This window comes from Micromonospora sp. NPDC005163 (assembly GCF_053599835.1).
Window position 1 is genome coordinate 16,865 of sequence record NZ_JBSFYP010000014.1, and the last position, 17,983, is coordinate 34,847.

15 protein-coding genes are annotated in these 17,983 nt (G+C 74.0%); 4 read left to right on the top strand and 11 right to left on the bottom strand.

Annotated elements, in window-relative coordinates; genetic code table 11:
* Positions 1–4: 4 nt before the first annotated feature.
* The gene (locus ACWD6N_RS12410) at positions 5–385 is read left to right on the top strand and encodes a MerR family transcriptional regulator (protein ID WP_354965101.1); all 381 of its coding nucleotides are present in this window, start codon (positions 5–7) and stop codon (positions 383–385) included.
* 27 nt (positions 386–412) lie between these two features.
* Here ACWD6N_RS12410 and ACWD6N_RS12415 read toward each other — a convergent pair whose 3' ends face one another.
* From ACWD6N_RS12415 to ACWD6N_RS12430, 4 genes are all read right to left on the bottom strand, one after another.
* A complete protein-coding gene (locus ACWD6N_RS12415; RefSeq protein ID WP_354965100.1) occupies positions 413–1,336 on the bottom strand; it encodes an LLM class flavin-dependent oxidoreductase in 924 nt (307 codons plus the stop codon).
* Between the two features lie 73 nt (positions 1,337–1,409).
* Positions 1,410–1,913 (bottom strand): hemerythrin domain-containing protein, encoded by a 504-nt coding sequence (locus ACWD6N_RS12420; protein WP_354965099.1) that lies wholly within the window; start codon positions 1,911–1,913, stop codon positions 1,410–1,412.
* A gap of 93 nt (positions 1,914–2,006) precedes the next feature.
* Entirely contained in the window at positions 2,007–3,344 is a 1,338-nt protein-coding gene (locus ACWD6N_RS12425; protein ID WP_354965098.1) for a low temperature requirement protein A, read from the bottom strand.
* Between the two features lie 45 nt (positions 3,345–3,389).
* Positions 3,390–3,959 carry a TetR/AcrR family transcriptional regulator gene (locus tag ACWD6N_RS12430; protein WP_354965097.1) on the bottom strand — a complete coding sequence of 190 codons (570 nt, stop codon included), beginning with the start codon at positions 3,957–3,959 and terminating at the stop codon, positions 3,390–3,392.
* A 134-nt stretch (positions 3,960–4,093) separates the two neighbouring features.
* Here ACWD6N_RS12430 and ACWD6N_RS12435 point away from each other — a divergent pair, with 134 nt between their 5' ends.
* Positions 4,094–5,029: an SDR family NAD(P)-dependent oxidoreductase gene (locus ACWD6N_RS12435; RefSeq protein WP_354965096.1), complete on the top strand. Its 936-nt coding sequence runs from the start codon at positions 4,094–4,096 to the stop codon at positions 5,027–5,029.
* 106 nt (positions 5,030–5,135) lie between these two features.
* Here the strand turns inward: ACWD6N_RS12435 and sucB are convergent, their stop codons facing one another.
* Together sucB and lpdA are read right to left on the bottom strand one after the other, a co-directional pair.
* Positions 5,136–6,977 (bottom strand): 2-oxoglutarate dehydrogenase, E2 component, dihydrolipoamide succinyltransferase, encoded by a 1,842-nt coding sequence (gene sucB / locus ACWD6N_RS12440; RefSeq protein ID WP_354965095.1) that lies wholly within the window; start codon positions 6,975–6,977, stop codon positions 5,136–5,138.
* Positions 6,978–7,044: 67 nt separating this feature from the next.
* The gene (gene lpdA, locus ACWD6N_RS12445) at positions 7,045–8,436 is read right to left on the bottom strand and encodes a dihydrolipoyl dehydrogenase (RefSeq protein ID WP_354965094.1); all 1,392 of its coding nucleotides are present in this window, start codon (positions 8,434–8,436) and stop codon (positions 7,045–7,047) included.
* Positions 8,437–8,615: 179 nt separating this feature from the next.
* Between lpdA and ACWD6N_RS12450 the strand changes: the two genes are divergently transcribed.
* Positions 8,616–8,945, top strand: a complete 330-nt coding sequence (locus tag ACWD6N_RS12450) for a hypothetical protein (protein WP_109819350.1) — start codon at positions 8,616–8,618, stop codon at positions 8,943–8,945.
* Positions 8,946–9,006: 61 nt separating this feature from the next.
* Here the strand turns inward: ACWD6N_RS12450 and ACWD6N_RS12455 are convergent, their stop codons facing one another.
* Complete coding sequence (locus ACWD6N_RS12455; protein WP_450004752.1) at positions 9,007–10,581, bottom strand: leucyl aminopeptidase; 1,575 nt, start codon at positions 10,579–10,581, stop codon at positions 9,007–9,009.
* A 161-nt stretch (positions 10,582–10,742) separates the two neighbouring features.
* On the opposite strand from ACWD6N_RS12455, the gene gcvT reads away from it, so the two are divergent.
* A complete protein-coding gene (gene gcvT / locus ACWD6N_RS12460) occupies positions 10,743–11,873 on the top strand; it encodes a glycine cleavage system aminomethyltransferase GcvT (RefSeq protein WP_354965092.1) in 1,131 nt (376 codons plus the stop codon).
* Positions 11,874–11,887: 14 nt separating this feature from the next.
* On the opposite strand, the gene ACWD6N_RS12465 is transcribed toward gcvT, so the two are convergent.
* The 4 genes from ACWD6N_RS12465 to ACWD6N_RS12480 all read right to left on the bottom strand — a co-directional run bounded on the left by ACWD6N_RS12465 (position 11,888) and on the right by ACWD6N_RS12480 (position 17,845).
* Positions 11,888–13,186: a DUF2314 domain-containing protein gene (locus ACWD6N_RS12465; RefSeq protein WP_354965091.1), complete on the bottom strand. Its 1,299-nt coding sequence runs from the start codon at positions 13,184–13,186 to the stop codon at positions 11,888–11,890.
* 65 nt (positions 13,187–13,251) lie between these two features.
* Complete coding sequence (locus ACWD6N_RS12470; RefSeq protein WP_354965090.1) at positions 13,252–14,025, bottom strand: adenosylcobinamide-GDP ribazoletransferase; 774 nt, start codon at positions 14,023–14,025, stop codon at positions 13,252–13,254.
* Complete coding sequence (locus ACWD6N_RS12475; RefSeq protein ID WP_450004753.1) at positions 14,015–15,940, bottom strand: bifunctional adenosylcobinamide kinase/adenosylcobinamide-phosphate guanylyltransferase; 1,926 nt, start codon at positions 15,938–15,940, stop codon at positions 14,015–14,017. The genes ACWD6N_RS12470 and ACWD6N_RS12475 overlap by 11 nt, the downstream gene beginning before the upstream one ends.
* A gap of 60 nt (positions 15,941–16,000) precedes the next feature.
* The gene (locus tag ACWD6N_RS12480; protein WP_354965088.1) at positions 16,001–17,845 is read right to left on the bottom strand and encodes a serine/threonine-protein kinase; all 1,845 of its coding nucleotides are present in this window, start codon (positions 17,843–17,845) and stop codon (positions 16,001–16,003) included.
* Positions 17,846–17,983: the final 138 nt, after the last annotated feature.

Consider the following 17,983-nt stretch of genomic DNA (forward strand, 5'->3'; position numbering starts at 1 on the left):
GGGCATGACCGGTTACGCCCCCTCGGAGGCCGCCCGGCGCAGCGGCTTCAGCCTGGACACCCTGCGGTACTACGAGAAGATCGGCCTGCTCGCCGACGTGAGTCGGACGTCGGGCGGCCAGCGCGTCTTCACCGACGACGACCTCGGCTGGCTGGTGTTGTTCCGTTGCCTGCGCGACACCGGGATGCCGATCGCCCAGATGTGCCGCTACGCGCAGCTGGCCCGGGAGGGCGAGCACACCGCCGACGACCGGCGGGAGCTGCTGCAACGGCACGCCACGCAGGTCGAGGAGCAGATGCGCCTGCTCCAGCGCCAGTACGACCACCTCCGGGAGAAGATTCGCTTCTACGAGCAACTGCCCGGCTCGGGGTCGGAGGGCGGGTAGGCCACCCCGGCCGGTGCGCGTGGGCGCTCAGGTGATGGCGGCCAGCCGGGGCAGCAGCGGGGCCAGCGGATCGAGCGCGTCGGCCCGGACCACGTAGCGGGTCACGCCCCAGCGCCGCCGGTGCGCGGCCACCGCCGCGACGATCTCGTCGGCGGTGCCGATCAGCACGAACGGGGTGGCGAGAAGCTCGTCGACGGTCAGGCCGGTCTCCCCGGCGGTCTGCGCGGCGGCGGCCGCCGCACCGTCGCCCACCACGACCCGCTGCACCAGCGCCTCCAGCGCGGGCGGGGCGTCCCGCCCGGCCGCGCCGGTAGCGATCGCGGCCAGTTGCGCGTCGATCTCCGCGGCGCGCCAGCGCACGTCGTGGCCGTGGCCGTCGGCGAGAGTACGACCGAAGCCGCTGAGCCCGACCACGTCGGCGTGTGCCCCGGCCCAGCGCAGCAGGTCGGTGTTGGCCGTGCCCACCGTCAACGGGATCCGCGGCTGCACCGGTCGGGGCCGGTCCAGTCGCGCGGCGTGCACCGCCAGGTCGGCGGAGTCGACCGTGACCTCCTCGCCGGCCAGTAGGGCCCGGACCGCCTCGGCCACCGCGATGCAGCGGCGTACCCGGCCGGCGACGTCCGGGCGCTTCCGCCCCACCGCCCGCCACTCGACCGGGGTGTGGCCGGCGCCGATGCCGAGCCGGGCCCGCCCGCCGGAGACCAGGTCGAGGGTCGCCACGTCGGTGGCGAGCAGCGCCGGCTCCCGGACGCCGGCGTTGGTGACGTACGAGCCGAGCCCGAGCGTCGAGGTGACCGACGCGGCGGCGGCCAGCGCGACGAACGGCGCGGCGACCACGCCCGGGTGGTCGCCGACCAGCAGCGCGTCGTAGCCGGCCGACTCGGCCCGGCGGGCCAGCTCGCACCAGCTGGCGGCGTCGGACGGGCTCGCCTGGATCGAGAAGGTGACCATGGCCCCAGCCTGCCGTCCAGCGGGGCCTCGTGGCCAGTGCGGAAGGGCCGGTTCTGCCGAGGGGAGAAAGGCGTCAGCCGACGGGCGGCGCGGTCAGGCCGAGGAGTTCCTCGACCGTCCCCGGCCGGCCGGTGAGCGCGTTCAGCGCGGTGACCAGCCTCTTCTCCTCGTACCGGAAGTGCGACTCCAGCAACGCGGCAAGCCCGTCCAGCTCGGCACGCAGGTGGGCCACCGGGACGGGCGCGGGATCGCCCAGCAGCTCCTCGACCCGGCCCAGGATCCCCGCGACCACCTCGTGGTCGGTGATCAGGTTGGCCAGGACCGGGCGCAGCTCGGGGACCTCGTCGGCCAGCAGCCGGAACGCGCCGGCGTCCTCACCGGTGTGGTGCCGGCCGAGCGCAGCGCAGAAGGTCAGGCAGTGGGCCCGCAGGTCCCGCGAGGGGCAGGCCTCGCCGGGGCCGTCGGCGTCGAGGCTCGCCCGGAGGCGGGCCAGCTCCGCGCCGAGCCAGAGGTGGATTTCGATCATCTGATTGCCGACGGCGGCGAGCCGGTCGGCCGATGAAGTGGTCGGGTGCACGTTCGTCCCATGCTGTCCCCGCGTCTCCATGCCCACGGCGGCCTTCGTGCCGGGTGCACCGCGACGCTGAGCCGTAGCCTATCCCGGGCGGGGTCACGGCGTGGTCGGCTCGTCGGGCTCCTTGAGGTGCCAGCTGGCCCGGAAGTCGGCCTCGTGGGCCTCGTGGACGGTCTTTTCCTCAAAGACGGCGGCCCGCAGCGCGTGCCGCGACTCCGACATCACCAGCACCTCGACGGCCACCAGCGCGACGCAGATCGCGGTGAGGAGGGTGAGCGCGCCCAGCGCCGGAAGGTGCTGCCCGACCGGCAGGGCCGCCGTCAGCACCACCAGCACGCCGATCCGGGTCCAGGTGATGGTGTGCAGGGTGCGCAGCTGGAACAGCAGATTGGCGGCGAAATAGCAGATCACCCCGCCGAAGAGCAACGGCACGGCGGGCCCGTCGATTCGTTGCGCTGGTCCGCCGGCCGGGTCGGTGATCTGGTGCAGGATCTCCTCGCTGCCGATGGAGAAGAGGATCACCGCAGCGATCATCGGCAGGTAGAGGTAGGCGTACGCGTCGCGGGCCATCGCCACCCGGGGGCCGCCCTCGGCCGCGTGCAGGGCGATCCGGGCGGCCGGGCCGATGAAGTCGAAGTGCGCCCACCACAGGGCGGCGGTGAAGAAGATCCCGAGCGAGGCGGCGGCCACCGCCGGCCAGGTGACCGGCTTGCCGACGAGCAGGTTGCCGCCGACGCCCACGGAGATCACCGACTCGCCCAGCGCGATGATCAGGATGAGGTCGTAGCGTTCCGTCCAGTGCTCGGCGCTGGTGACCCCCCAGCCCCAGGTGCCGACGATGAAGCCGGTGGCGTACTGGACCAGCACCACGGTGATCCACAGGGCGTCGCGGACCATCGCGGCCTGAGCGGGATCGGCGATCAGTGGCGGCACCAGCGCGGCGGCCAGCAACAGGACGATGCTCGCCGCCAGCTCCGGGGCGAACCGGCGTAGCTGTCGGCGCTCCTGCGGGCTGTCCCGCACCACATGTTGATACAAGATCATGTGGATGCCCCGGACCACGACGTAGCTGATGGCCACCAGCATCGGGCCGGCGGCCCCGCGTTTCGGGTCGCTGAACGCCTGCGGCAGCGCCAGCGCGAACGCGAACAGGGCGGCCATCGCGATCACCATGAGCACCGGCACGTAGCCCTCGCCGAGCCGGACCCGGGTGGCGACCAGGCTGTGCACCACCCAGATCCACCAGAGCACGGCGAGCACCAGACCGGCGTGCAGGAGCTGCCGGCCGGAGATGTTCGCGGCGGTCGCCCGGGTGATGATGAAGAACGAGAAGACGAAGACCAGATCGAAGAAGACCTCGAACTTGTCCACCCGGGCGCCGGGGGCGATCGGGACGGCGGGCCCCAGTCGCCCACGCCGTCGGTAGCCGCCCACGATCCCACTCTGGCAGCGTCCAGCCCGGCCCGAGGCCGGAACGGGTCAGCCCGGCCGGTGGTGCCGCAGACCGTCCATCAACAGGTCGAGCAGCCGCTCGGCCTGGGCGCGTTCGGCGGCCGCCAGCGAGATCCCGCTGAGGCTGGCCAGCACGTCTGGGGTGTCGACATCGGCCCGTACGGTGCCGGCCGCGGCGCCCGCGCTCAGCAGTCGGTCGAGCGCCTCCAGCAGCCGGTCCCGGCTCTGCGCGTACGGGTTGGCGCCGGCGGCGATCACCAGGCGCAGGGCGTCGGCCATTCCGCGCTTGGTGGCGAGGTAGTCGATGAACCGGGACATCCAACCCCGTAGCGCCCGGTCCGGCGGTAGGTGGTCGAGCAGGTCCGGCGCGGCGTCGCAGAGTTTGCCCAGTTCGTTGCGGTACGCCGCCTCGATCAGCGCCTCGCGGGTGGGGAAGTGGCGATAGAGGGTGCCGATGCCCACCCCGGCCTCCCGGGCGATGCCGTCGAGCGTTACCTCCGGCCCGGGGCGGGAAAACGCCTGGATCGCGGCGTCCAGCAGTCGCTCGCGGTTGCGCAGGGCATCCGCCCGCAGCGGGCGGGGGCTGGTCTCCGGCACACGTCCTCCCTCGCTGGTACGGGCCAGTGGTATCCGGAGGAAGCTCCGGTTAGTCTCGGACGTAGCGGAGGATCCTCCGCTTCCATCGTAGCGGCGGGCCGGGTCGGCCCGCCCTACCCGAACAAGGATGGATCATGACGACGAGCACCCCGATCACCACCGCGTTCACCCATGACTCCACCGCCATGGACGTGATCCAGGGCGTGGACCTCGGCGGCCGGCGGGCGATCGTCACCGGCGGGTCGTCCGGCATCGGCACCGAGACCGCCCGCGCCCTGGCCAGCGCCGGCGCGCAGGTCACCCTGGCCGTACGCAACACCGACGCCGGGCAGCGCGCCGCCGACGACATCACCGCCAGCACCGGCAACGACCAGATCCTGGTCGCCCCGCTCGACCTCGCCGACCAGGGCTCGGTCGCCGACTTCGTGGCCAACTGGGACGGCCCGCTGCACATGCTGGTGAACAACGCCGGCATCATGGCCGCGCCCGAGATGCGGACCCCGCGGGGCTGGGAGATGCAGTTCGCCACCAACCACCTGGGGCACTTCGCGCTCGCCACCGGGCTGCGCCCCGCGCTGTCCGCCGCCGACGGCGCCCGCATCGCGTCGGTCAGCTCCGCCGCCCACCTGCGCTCGCCGGTGGTCTTCGAGGACATCCAGTACGAGCGCCGGCCGTACGAGCCGTGGCAGGCGTACGGACAGTCGAAGACGGCGAACGTGCTCTTCGCCGTGGAGGCGACCCGGCTCTGGGCCGACGACGGCATCGTCGCCAACTCGCTGATGCCCGGCGCGATCCAGACCAACCTCCAGCGCTACGTCAGCGAGGACGAACTGAACCGGATTCGCTCGGGCAACGCGGCGGCCTGGAAGACCGTCGAGCAGGGCGCCGCCACCTCGGTGCTGGTCGCCGCCTCACCGCTGATCGACGGGGCCGGCGGGCGGTACTTCGAGGACTGCCAGGAGGCTGGCCCGGTGGTGCCCGGAGAGCGGCGCGGCGTCGCCCCGTACGCGCTGGACCCGGAGGCCGCTGAACGGCTCTGGCAGGTCTCGACCGCGCTGCTCAAGGGCTGAGCGCGCAGCGTCGGCCGGGGTCCGCCCCGACCGGCGCTCCGCCCTCGAACGACGAAAAGGGCGCCCCGGTCGATGACCGGGGCGCCCTTTCCGACTGGCTCGGTGATCAGGCCAGGCCCAGCTCCGACTCGAAGTTGCCGGCCTCCAGCCGCTCCTTGACCGCGGCCAGGAAGCGGGCGGCGTCGGCGCCGTCGATCAGCCGGTGGTCGTAGGACAGGGCCAGGTAGACCATCGACCGGACCGCGACGACCTCGCCGAGCTCCGGGTCGTTGACCACGACCGGCCGCTTGACCACGGCACCCGTGCCGAGCATCGCCGACTGCGGCGACGGCACGATCGGGGTGTCGAAGAGCGCGCCCCGGCTGCCCGTGTTGGTCAGCGTGAAGGTCGCCCCGGCGATCTCATCCGGGCTGATCTTGTTGGTCCGGGTCCGCTCGGCGAGGTCCGCGACCCGCTTGGCGATGCCGCCCAGGTTGAGGTCGCCGGCGTTGTGGATGACCGGCACCAGCAGACCGCGCTCGGTGTCCACGGCGATGCCCAGGTGCTCCGCGTCCGGGTACGTGATCGTCCCGCCGTCCAGGTCCATCCGGGCGTTGACGATCGGGTACGTCTGCAGAGCCTCGACGGCCGCGAGGGCGAAGAACGGCAGGAAGGACAGCTTCACACCGTGTCGCTGCTGGAAGGAGTCCTTCGCCTGCGTCCGCAGCTTCGCGATCCTGGTGACGTCCACCTCGATCACCGTGGTGAGCTGCGCCATCTCGTGCAGCGACTCCTGCATCCGCGTGGCGATGGCCTTGCGGATCCGGGTGAGCTTCTCGGTGGTCCCCCGCTTGCCGCTCGGCTGCGGCTTCGCGGCCGGCTTCGCCGGGGCCGCCGACGGGGCGGCGGCCGGCTGCGCCGTCGGAGCCGGGGCGGCCTTCGCCGCTTTGGCCTTCTCGGCGGCCTCCAGCACGTCCTGCTTGCGGATCCGGCCACCCACGCCGGTGCCGTTGAGCGAGGACAGCTCGACGCCGTGCTCGCTGGCCAGCTTGCGCACCAGCGGCGTGACGTACCCGGCGGCCTCCTCGCCGCCACCCGGGGCGGGGGCGGACGGGCGCTGCGGCGTCGGGGTCGGCGCGGCCGGCTGTGCGGCCTGCTCGGCCTTCACCGGCTGCGCCGAGGTCTCGGCCTCCGCGGACGGCTCGTTGTACGACACGCCCGGGGTGGGCTCCTCGACCTTCGGCTCCGGCTTCGGCTCGGCCTTGGGCGCCGGCTTGGCCTCCGCCTTCGGTTCGGGCTTCGGCTCGGGCTTCGGCTCGGGCTTCGCCTGCGCCGGGGCGGCACCGGCAACGCCGATGATCGCCAGGTCGGCGCCGACCGCGGCGGTCTCGTCCTCGGCGACCTTGATCTCCAGCACCGTGCCGGCGACCGGCGACGGGATCTCGGTGTCCACCTTGTCGGTGGAGACCTCCAGCAGCGGCTCGTCGACCTCGATGGTCTCGCCGACCTGCTTGAGCCAGCGGGTGACCGTACCCTCGGTGACGCTCTCGCCCAGGGCCGGCATCTTCACCGCGGTGCCCTCGCCCGCACCGGCGGCGGCCGGGGCCGGCGCCTCGTCCTGGGCCACCTGGTCGGCGGTGCCCTCAGCGGCGGCCGTCGGCTCGGTGGCCGACTCGGCCGGAGCCTGCTGCTGCTCCTGCGGGGCGGCCTCGCCGCCACCGGCCGACTCGCCCTCACCCGCGATGACGGCCAGCTCGCTGCCGACCTCCGCGGTCTCGTCCTCGCCGACCACGATCCGGCTCAGCACGCCCGCCGCGGGCGACGGGATCTCGGTGTCGACCTTGTCGGTCGAGACCTCAAGCAGTGGCTCGTCGACCTCGACGGTGTCGCCCTCCTGCTTGAGCCAGCGAGTGACGGTGCCCTCGGTGACGCTCTCGCCGAGCCGGGGCATGGTGACCGATACCGGCATGTTCTGAGACTCCTTCATTCCCCTGGTGGGATCTTCGCCCGTCGCCGGACGCCGCGGGTTGTGGTGATCAGGCGTGCGCGTGCAGCGACTTGCCGGCGAGGGCCATGTGCGCCTCGCCCAGGGCCTCGCTCTGGGTCGGGTGGGCGTGCACGAGCTGGGCGACCTCGGCCGGGTAGGCCTCCCAGTTGTAGATGAGCTGCGCCTCACCGACCAGCTCACCCATCCGGGCACCGACCATGTGCACGCCGACCACCGGGCCGTCGGCGACCCGGACCAGCTTCACGAAGCCGGTGGTCTTGAGGATCTGGCTCTTGCCGTTGCCACCCAGGTTGTAGTTGTACGTCTTGACCTTGTCGGCGCCGTACTGCTCCTTGGCCTTCGCCTCGGTCAGACCCACCGACGCCAGCTCCGGGTCGGAGTAGGTGACCCGCGGGATGCCGGCCTCGTCGATCACGGCCGGGTTCTGGCCGGCGATCTCCTCGGCGACGAAGATGCCTTGCTGGAAGCCGCGGTGCGCGAGCTGGAGGCCGGGCACGATGTCGCCGACCGCGTAGACGTTCGGCACGCTGGTGCGCAGCCGCTCGTCGGTCAGCACGTAGCCGCGATCCATCTTCACGCCCTGCTCCTCGTACCCGAGGTTGGCGGTGTTCGGGCCGCGACCCACGGCGACGAGCAGCAGCTCGGCCTCGACGGTCTCGCCGCCCTGGATGGTCAGCTTGACGCCCTTCTCGGTCTTCTCGACCTTCTCGAACGGCTTGCCGACCTTGAAGTTGATCTTCCGCTTGCGGAACGCCCGCTCCAGCGCCTTCGACGACTCCTCGTCCTCGGCGGCCACCAGCCGGGGGAGCGCCTCGACGATCGTCACGTCCCCCCCGAAGGACTTCCACACGCTGGCGAACTCGACGCCGATCACGCCGCCACCCAGCACGATCACCGACGACGGAACCCGGTCCATGGACAGCGCGTGGTCGCTGGTGATGATCCGCTCGCCGTCGACCTCCAGGCCCGGCAGGCTCTTGGCGTACGAGCCGGAGGCCAGCACGAGGTTGCGGCCGGTGTAGCGCTTGCCGTCCACCTCGACCACGTTCTTGCCGACCAGCTTGCCGGCGCCGGCCACGAGGGTGATGTTCTTCGAGCCACCCACCAGGCCCTGCAGGCCCTTGTACAGGCGGGAGACCACGCCGTCCTTGTACGAGTTGACCGCGGCCATGTCGATCCCGACCAGCTCGGCCTTCACACCGAACTGCTCCGACTCGCGGGTCTGGTCGGCGATCTCCGCGGCGTGCAGCAGGGCCTTCGTCGGGATGCAGCCGTTGTGCAGGCAGGTGCCGCCCAGCTTGCCCTTCTCGATCAGCGCGACGGACAGGTCCAGTTGGGCGGCGCGCAGCGCCGCCGCGTAGCCGCCGCTGCCACCTCCGAGGATGACAATGTCGAAGGTTGCGTCGTTCGGCTCGCTCACGTCCAACTCCCAGGTCGCGTCACTGCATCGGGGGTCACGGCGGGGCAACTACAGACACACCCCACCTCGGTCATCTTGTCACCACTGGGCACAGGGTGCGTACTGAGGTGCCCAACGACACGTCGGTGACACGTACCCTTGGCACCGTTGTCGATGACGGAGCGTGGGGGAGAGGTCCGGTGGGGTTGTTCCGGCGCCGCAAACAGGCGCGTGTGCCCAGCCACGACCGCGCGGCGGATCGCGGTGATCTGGATCATCTCGAGAACTTCATCCGGAGCCGTCGCGGCGTCGAGGCGTACATCGAACCGCGGACGACGGTGACGGAGACCACGGTCATCCTGATCGCCGACGACGGGGAGTGGACCCGCCGGCGCATCGACGGCCCGGACGGCGCGCGGCGCTTCGCGTACCGGATGGGCATCCCGGTGTACGACGTCCGGCTGATGGGCTACCCGCAGCGCATGCGCGACTTCAACGAGCGCCGCAAGCGGCGCCCCGAGCGGTACTGAGATGCAAGGAGGGGCCCCTTATTAACGCCAGGCGTTAATAAGGGGCCCCTCCTTGCATCGGTCAGCCGTTGACGGCGACGTCCTCGACCAGCTGCACCAGGGTGCGGACCGGCACACCGGTGCCGCCCTTGGTCAGGTAGCCGGTCGGCTCGCCGGAGTGGTAGCCCGGCCCGGCGATGTCGATGTGCGCCCAGGCCACGTCGTCGGTCACGAACTCGCGCAGGAACACACCGCCCTGCAACATGTGCCCGGCCCGGTCCATCCCGGCGTTGACCTGCGAGATGTCCGCCACGTCGGAGTCCATGCCCTTGCGCACGTCGTCCGGCAGCGGCATCGGCCAGGCCGGCTCGCCGACCGCGTCGCCGACCGTCCGGACCCGCTCGCACAGCTCCGGACTGCCCATGACGCCGGCCATCCGCTTGCCCAGCGCGATCACCTGGCCGCCGGTCAGGGTGGAGGTCTCGAACAGGTAGTCGGTGCCGTCCGCGCAGGCGCGGGCGATCGCGTCGGCCAGGATCATCCGGCCCTCGGCGTCGGTGTTGAGCACCTCCACCTTCTTGCCGCTGTACATGCTGATGACGTCACCCGGCCGGTAGCTGGTGCCCGACGGCATGTTCTCCGCCATCGGCAGGTAGGCGCTGACCGCCACCGCCGGCTTGAGCGCGGCGATCGCCAGCATGGCCGCACCCACCGCGGCGGCACCCGCCATGTCGGACTTCATCTCCCACATGCCCTGTGCCGGCTTGATCGAGATGCCGCCGGTGTCGAAGGTGATTCCCTTGCCGACCAGCGCGACCCGCTTACCGCTGCCGCCGCCCTCCGGGGTGTAGGTGAGCTTCACCAGGCGCGGCGGGGCCTCCGAGCCCTGCCCGACCGCGATGATGCCGCCATACCCACCGGCGGCCAGCGCCGCCTCGTCCAGGACCTCGACGCCGAGGCCCGCCGCCCGGGCGGCGTCGGCCACCGCGTCGGCGAACACCGGCGGCCGCAGCTCGTTCGGCGCCGTGTTCACCCAGTCCCGGCTCAGCCGGACCGCGCCGGCCACCACCTGCGCCCGGCTGATCTCCGCCAGAGCGCCCGCGTCGCCGGCATCCGGCACCGAAACCAGCACCTCGGCCACCGGCTCCCGCCGGGTCGGCTGCGGCCGGGTCTTGTAGCCCGCGAACCGGTACCCGCCGAGCAGCGCGCCCTCCGCGACCGCGCGCAGTGCGGCCGGCGCGTCGGGGTCGTCCGGCAGCGGCATGGCCAGCGCCACCTTCTGCGCGCCCGCCAGGGCCCGGATCGCGGCGCCGGCCGCCCGGCGCAGCGTCTCCGGGGCCGGGGCGGCGCCCGACGGCTCCGGGCCGAGCCCGACCGCGGTGACCAGCGGCGCGGTGACGGTGCCCAGCGTGGCCAGCTTGATCACCTCGCCCGGGCCACCGGTCGCGCCGAGCAGCGCCAGCGTCTCGGTCAGCTTGCCGTCGAACGCGGCGGCAATGCTCTCCGCGCCGCTGGCGAGCAGCAGGGTGCCGGCGAGGCCGCTGGTGGCGCCCTGCTCTCCGGTCTGGCTGTGCACGCCGATCACGATCGCGTCGACGGCGAGCTCCGCCGGGTCGGTGTCGACCAGGCTCAGGGTTGTGGTGCGGGGCGATGTCACTGAAGTTACTCCGGGCGGGCCGGGCCGGCCGCGTCGTCGCGTACCGGCGATGAAGGTCTCCGGCGGAACGTACCCGCCGGACGTCAGGGCTGTCCCGCCGATGATGCCGACGGGTCCCGCCGATGCTAACCAGCGGCGCTGCCCCCGGTAAGTTGCCACCCATGACCGAAGTGACCTCCGACGCCGCCGCGACCCGGCTGCGCCGTTCCCCGCTGCACGAGCGGCACACCGCCGCCGGCGCCAAGTTCGCCCCCTTCGGGGGCTGGGAGATGCCGCTGGAGTACGCCGGCGGCGGGGTGCTCAAGGAGCACACCGCGGTGCGGAGCGCGGTGGGGGTCTTCGACGTGTCGCACCTGGGCAAGGCCCGGGTGAGCGGCCCCGGCGCCGCCGATTTCGTCAACGCCTGCCTCAGCAACGACCTGGGCCGGATCGGGCCGGGCCGGGCGCAGTACACGCTCTGCTGCGACGACGCCACCGGCGGCGTGGTGGACGACATCATCGCCTACCTGTACGCCGACGACCACGTCTTCCTCATCCCGAACGCGGCGAACACCGCCGAGGTGGTCCGCCGGTTGCGGACCGCCGCGCCGGAGCAGGTCACCGTCACCGACGAGCACGAAGCGTACGCCGTGCTGGCCGTGCAGGGCCCGCGCTCGGCCGAGCTGCTGGGCGCCCTCGGCCTGCCCACCGACCACGGCTACATGAGCTTCTCCGCCGCCAGCCTGGCCGGGGTCGAGCTGACGGTCTGCCGCACCGGCTACACCGGCGAGCTGGGCTACGAGCTGGTCGTGCCGTCGGAGCACGCGGTCACGGTCTGGGACGCGCTCTTCGCCGCCGGCGAGAGCTTCGGGCTGCGCGCCTGCGGCCTGGCCGCCCGGGACACGCTGCGCACCGAGATGGGCTACCCGCTGCACGGGCAGGACCTGTCGCTGGACATCACCCCGGTGCAGGCACGGTCCGGCTGGGCGGTGGGCTGGGACAAGCCGGCCTTCTGGGGCCGCGACGCGCTGCGCACCGAGAAGGCCGACGGCCCCCGGCGTACGCTGCGCGGCCTGGTGGCCGTCGACCGGGCCATTCCGCGGCCCGGGATGACCCTGCACGTCGGTGACGTGCAGGTCGGCACGGTCACCAGCGGCACCTTCTCGCCGACCCGCAAGCAGGGCATCGCGCTGGCCCTGCTGGACACCGACGCCAAGCTCGCCGATGGCGACCTCGTCGAGGTCGAGATCCGCGGCCGCCGAGCCCCCATGCAGATAACCCGCCCCCCCTTCGTCAACCCCTCAGTCAAGTAACCCCCCAACCGGAGTCAGGGGATTTTGGGGGTGGGGGGTTCGCCGGAGTCCAGGACTGCCTGGGTCCAGCCGCCCTCGATCACGCCGGTGGCGTCGAGCACCGCCCAGTCGACCACGTCGGTCGACTCCACCACGACCGGGGCGCCGATCCGCACCGAGGAGTCGGTGGCGGCGTCGCTGGCGCTCACCCCGACGATCCGCTCCGGGGCCTCCCACGAGGTGACGCCGGCCCAGACGTACTCCGGGCCGTCGTCGCCGGGCAGGCCGTACTTGACCACCAGCTGCGCCTCGGGCGGCAGTTGGCCGGCGACGAACCGGGTCCGGGCGTCGTCCAGCGCGGCCCGGGCGGTGGCGACCGCCCGGCTCATCGCGTCACCGGAGCGGGCGTAGCGCACGTCCGGCTGGATCCCGGAGAACAGCGTCGCGCAGGCGGCGGCGTAGTAGCGCCCGTCCGGACCGGGATGCCCGGCCGGCGGGCGCAGGCTGAGGAACGAGTCGGCCTCCGGGTCGGTCGCCGGGTCCAGCTCCAGGCGCAGCAGCACCGGGGCCGTCGCACCGTGCTGCTCCGGGTTGCCGTACGCCACCGCGATGTCGTGTCCGGTGACCGTGGCCAGCACCGGCAACTGTACGAACGCCGGCACCTCCTCGCCGGAGAGCCCGTCGGTCCAGTCCCGCAGCAGCCGTCGTGCCGCCCCGGTCATCACCGCACCCCAGGCCCGGGTGAGGTGGTCGGGCACCCCCTGGGTCTGCAACTCCAGCAGCCCGAAGCGGCGCAGCCCCTTGGTGGTGAACCACAACCCCTCCACGTCGGAGGAGTACGGCACCAGCACCCAGTCCACCAGCCGGATCCGGCCCTGCTCGTCCGGGAGTGAGCGCAGCGCGGTCGCCGGGTCGAGGAACTGCAGGCCGAAGACGTCCACCACGTCGCTGTCGACGGACTCCGCCACCGCCGCCGCCACCGCCCGGGCCGCCCACTCGTGCGCCGGCGGCCAGCCGGGCCGGTACTCGGCCTGCACCACCACCAGGTGGGTCGACGCCGCCAGCCGGGCCAACTGCTCCTCGGTGGCGCCGAACGCGGTGAGCAGATCCGGTGGCAGCTCGGGGAACTCGGCGATCGGCCGGGTGTCCACGCTCATCAGTGGGCTGTCCAGCATCTGCCGGGCCAGCCCGTGCACCGGCTCGGCCAGCCGGCCGGTCAGCGCCGCCACCGCGGTCTTCGCGCTGACCTTCGGCAGCCCCGCCATCGGCACCAGGTAGGTCGCGCTAAGCGACTCCGGGACCGGTACGGGCAGGAAGTCGTCCGTGATGAGCATTCTCGTTCCCCCGGTGGCCGTCCGGTGCTGTCGAGCCGAACGCTACCCGGCTCGCCTCGCCGGCTTCAGCCGGACAGCACCAGACCCAGGTAGACCAGCGTGGTGACCACCTCGACGGTCGCGCCGAGCACGTCGCCGGTGATCCCGCCGAGCCGGCGTACCACGTGGGCCAGCAGCGGCACCGCGACGGCGAACGCGGCGGCGACGGCCAGCGGCCCCTGCCACGGGCGGCCCGGCACCGCGGGCACCGCCAGCAGCACGACGGCGACCGCGCCGGCGGCCAGTGCCACCGGGCCCACCGTGCCGGCCACCAACGCGCCCAGCCCGTCCGCGCGGGCCGCCGGCACGCCCCGCCGGCAGGCCACCGTCACACCCAGCCGCCCGGCGGCGGTCGCCGCGACCACCGCCGCGAGGCACGCGGGCCAGGACCGACCGGCAAGTTCGGCGAGCGCCGCCGCCTGCACCAGCAGGACGACCACCAGGGCGACCACCCCGAACGGGCCGACGTCCGGCTTCTTCATGATCTCCAGAGCGGCGGCGCCCCGCCGGTACGAGCCGAGCGCGTCCACGGTGTCGGCCAGCCCGTCCAGGTGCAGCCCCCGGGTGAGCAGGGCGGCGGCACCCACCGTCACGCCGGCGGTCACCAGCGGGGGAGCGAACGCGCCGGCCAGCAGCAGCACGCCGGCCAGCAGCGCGCCGAGCAGGGCGCCGACCGCCGGGGCGAGCGCCATCGCGGTGCCGGCCACCGGGCGGTCGATCCGGCCGGCCCGGACCGGCAACGTGCTGAACGTGGTGACCGCCAGCCGGGCCCCCGCGGCGAGCCGCGACTCAGCCGGCACGCCAGCCCGACGCCGCCTGCTCGTCCGCCCCAGTGGTGGTGGCCGGACCCGGCCCGGCTGGCTCCGGCTCGGCGTAGTCCGGTTCGGCGTCCTCCGGTTCGGCGTCCTCCGGCTCCTCGGTGCCCTGGTCCGGCTCCCCTTCGCCGGCCAGCGACGGGTGGACCGGCAGCGCGGCGGCCAGGGACAGCACCGAGCGCAGCAGCGGGAGCGCGACCAGCGCGTTGGCCCCCTCGCCGAGGTCCAGCCGCAGGTCGAGCAGCGGGGTGAGGCCGAGCACGTCGGCGGCCAGCCGCACCGCCGGGTGACCGCCGTGGTCGGCGAGCAGGCACCAGTGCCGCGCCTGCCCGGCCAGGTCGCGGCTGACCATGCCGGCGGCCAGCCCGACCGGCCCGTCCAACAGCACCGGAATCCGGCGGGCGGTGGCGCCGAGCAGCACGCCGGTGGCCACCGCCACGTCGCCGCCGCCCAGCTCGGCCAGCACGTCCTTGGCACCCCGAGGCGAGCGGCGGGTGCGGTGCAGCGCGTCGCGTACCGCCGCGCAGCGGATCATCCAGGCCGCGTCGTCGATCTCGCCGGAGTTTGTGATCACCCGGCCGAGCACGGCCGGCGGCTCCGCGCCCGCGGTGGCCGCCAGCACCGCCGCGGCGGCGGCCTCGGTGCCGGCGCCGCACGCGGCCAGCACCAGCAGCTGTACGCCGGCGTCGGCGGCCTGCTCGGCCAACCGCCAGCCGTAGCGCAGCGCCGAGTCCACCTGCTCGGGCGTGAGCGCCGGCTCGTCCTCCATCGGCGCGGCGGCCGGAGTGTCCACCACCTGGAGGCTGGCCCCACTCTCGGCGGCCAGCCGGGCCAACGCGCCCTGGCCGGCGCGGGCCTGCCCGGCCCGGCGCGCCGACTCGCCGGCGACCGTGCCGGCCGACGCGCCACCGGCGTGGTCACCGTGCAGCAGCAGCACCCGCACGGAATTCCAGGCGACCGGGGTCGAGGTGCCCTGGGTGGCGGCGGCGAAGCCGACGACGCGGTCCAGCACGCCCAGCCCGGCACCGGGTACGTCCAACGTGGCCAGTCGGTCCACCGCCTGGGGGCCGGTGTACTCGTCGGGCATCGGCAGCTCCATTCCCGGCTGGATGACCAGCCCGGTGGCCACCATGGGCAGCGCCATGGTCGGCGCGGCCCAGGGGTTGCCCGGCTCCTGGTTCGGGGCCGCCGGCGGCGCGTGGGTCAGCACGTCCGGCAGCTGCACCTCGGGGGCGGTCTCGACGTCGGCCGAATCCGCTCCGACCGGCCCGGGCCCGACCGGCGCGGTCCCGGTGGCGGGTGCCGGCGGCACGGCGGCGGTCGCGGGCGGCACGGCGGCGGTCCTGGGCGGCACGGTCGGCTTCAGCCAGGCCGGCTGGCCGGCGACCACCAGCACCACCGCGTCGCAGGCGTCGGCGACGGCCCGGTTGGCCGCGCCGAGCGCGTCGGTGAACGCCCGGCCCAGCGGCGTGGTCGGCACCAGGGACAACCCGACCTCGGGGCTGACCAGCACCACCCGCGCCGAGCAGGCGCGGATCGCCTCGGCCAGCTCAGCGATGGTCGCCACGTCGTCGGCGGGCTGGTGCTCCGGGTCGAGCAGCACCGTCACCCAGCCGCCCAGGTCGTCCACGAGCAGCGTCTCGTTCGGCTGGGCGGACGCGAGCACGTCGGCCAGCCGCCGCGGGTCGGCCGCGGTCTCCTCGGTGCTCCAGCTGCCCGACCGCCGGGCGCGGTGCGCCGCCAGGCGGGTCGCCCACTCGGTGTCCTCCGGGTCGCCCTCCCCTGCGGTGGCGATGTAGCGGACCACCGGCGCGTCGGCGACCAGGGACTCAGCGAACTCGGACTTGCCGGACCGGATACCGCCGAGAACCAGGACCGTGTTCCACCCGTCAACGGACATGCCCGTACCTTAAGGCCGCCCGGGGTGCCGTTGCCTGCCGGCCCGGTGGTCGCGGTCCGGTCAGTCGCAGTGCTCGAATCCGCTGCCGTAGCTGACCCCGCCGGTGGCGCCACCCCACCTCACGCACGTGCCGGCTGCGCTGGCCCGCACCGGCCCGGCGTAGTAGTCGAACGACCCGCTGTCGGTGCCGCGGGCACGCTCCTGCACCTCCAGGTACGCCGACGCCGCCGATTTGGTGCCGACCGCGGTGTCCTTCAGGGTAACCACGCAGTTGTTGCCGGTGCCCGAGTGGTACAGCAGGTAGACGCGGCCCCGCCGGCGCCCGTCGCCGCCGGTCAGCGTCGCCGAGTCGATCACCTGGTAGCCGCTGCCGCACACCTGGGTCGCGGTGTACGGGTTGGGCCGGCCCGCCGTGCTGCCGCTGGACGGCGGCTTGCCGGTGACGGCCCCGGTCGGCGGGCTTCCCGGTGCCGTGGTGCGTGGGGCCGGGGCGCCGCTGGCCGGCGCGCTGGGCTGATCGGCGACGCCGGTCGACGCGGTGGTCGCGGTGCGGCTGGCACCCGGCGTGCCGCTGGGCCGGGGGCCCGGGGTGGCCGCGTCCCCGCTCGGCAGCGGGACGTTCGCGGCCGACGCCGATTCGCCGGCCAGTGCGGCCGGAAGGTCCGTTCCACGCGGCTCCGGGTCGGGCCGCAGCGCCGCCACGGTCCCGGCGACCAGCGCGACGAGGACGACCGCACCGACCCCGACCAGCAGTGGCCCGCGCCGCCGGCCCGACCCGGTCCGGAACGGGTCCTCCCGGGTCCCCGCCGGTTCGGTTCCGAAGACCGCCGGGGGGCGCAGATCCGTGGGCGGAGCCGGTGGCGTCGGCGCGGTGGTCGCGTGGGCCGGCGGGGTGGGGCTCGGGACGGGCCGCGCGGGTGCCGGCGGGGTGGGGCTCGGGACGGGCGGCGTGACGGACGGCGGGGTGGGGCTCGGGACGGGCGCCGCGACGGACGGCGGGGTCGGACCCGGGCCGGACGGGCCGGGGGCGGCCAGCGCCCAGGGTGGGCGGGCGGCCGGCGGGATGCTGGCCAGGGTCGCGTCGCGGGCGTCAGCGGCGGCGCGGGCCAACTCGGCGGCGCTGGCGAACCGGTCCGCCGGCCGCTTGGCCAACGCCCGCGCGACGACCGCCACCACCGCGGGTGGGGTGTCCGACGGCAGCGGCGCAGGCTCGTCCTGAGCGTGCCGCAACGCCACCGCGAGCGGGTTGTCACCGTCGAACGGCGGCTGCCCGGCAAGGCAGAAGTACGCCACCGCGCCCAGCGCGTACACGTCGGTGGCGGGGGAGACCGGCTGCCCGGTGGCCTGCTCGGGGGACATGTACGAGGCGGTGCCGAGCACCATGTTCGCGGCGGTGAGCCCGGCCATGCTGCGCGACCGGGCGATGCCGAAGTCGACCAGCACCACCCTGCCGTCCGCCTTGACCAGCAGGTTTCCCGGCTTCACGTCCCGGTGCACGATGCCGGCCAGGTGGGCGGTGTGCAGCGCGTCCGCGGCCTGCGCCAGCACCGACATGGTGGTGGCCGGGTCCAGCCGACCCGCCTGGCGCACCCGGGCGGACAACGGCTCACCCTCGACGTACTCCATCACCAGGTAGTCGACCCGGCTGCCGTCGGCGAGCGTGGCCTGCCCGACGTCGTGCACCGCGACCACGCCGGGGTGCCGCAGCGCTGCCAGCATCTGCGCCTCGGCGCGGAACCGGGCGGTGAACTCTGGGTCGGCGACCAGCGACGGCAGCAGAACCTTCACGGCCACCTCGCGTTCCAGCAGCACGTCGGTGCCGCGCCAGACCGCGCCCATCCCGCCCGTCGCCACCCGCTCGCCCAGCCGGTACCGGTCATCGAGCAGCACTCCCCGTGTCAGCACCGGGCCACCGTACCGGCCGCCGCCGATGCGTTGATCAGCCCATGGGTCGCGGCCGGGGCGAGCGAGCGGCCGTTCCGGGTCGGGCCGACTACGCTGGCGAGGGTTCGTCCCACGGGGACTTCAGCGGCGAGGGGAGAC

Bases quoted from the DNA above. Each gene is read 5' to 3' on its own strand.
- ACWD6N_RS12415 (WP_354965100.1), bottom strand. From the start codon at position 1,336: ATGGTCACCTTCTCGATCCAGGCGAGCCCGTCCGACGCCGCCAGCTGG.
- ACWD6N_RS12435 (WP_354965096.1), top strand. From the start codon at position 4,094: ATGACGACGAGCACCCCGATCACCACCGCGTTCACCCATGACTCCACC.
- sucB (WP_354965095.1), bottom strand. From the start codon at position 6,977: ATGCCGGTATCGGTCACCATGCCCCGGCTCGGCGAGAGCGTCACCGAG.
- ACWD6N_RS12410 (WP_354965101.1), top strand. From the start codon at position 5: ATGACCGGTTACGCCCCCTCGGAGGCCGCCCGGCGCAGCGGCTTCAGC.
- gcvT (WP_354965092.1), top strand. From the start codon at position 10,743: ATGACCGAAGTGACCTCCGACGCCGCCGCGACCCGGCTGCGCCGTTCC.
- ACWD6N_RS12465 (WP_354965091.1), bottom strand. From the start codon at position 13,186: ATGCTCATCACGGACGACTTCCTGCCCGTACCGGTCCCGGAGTCGCTT.
- ACWD6N_RS12475 (WP_450004753.1), bottom strand. From the start codon at position 15,940: ATGTCCGTTGACGGGTGGAACACGGTCCTGGTTCTCGGCGGTATCCGG.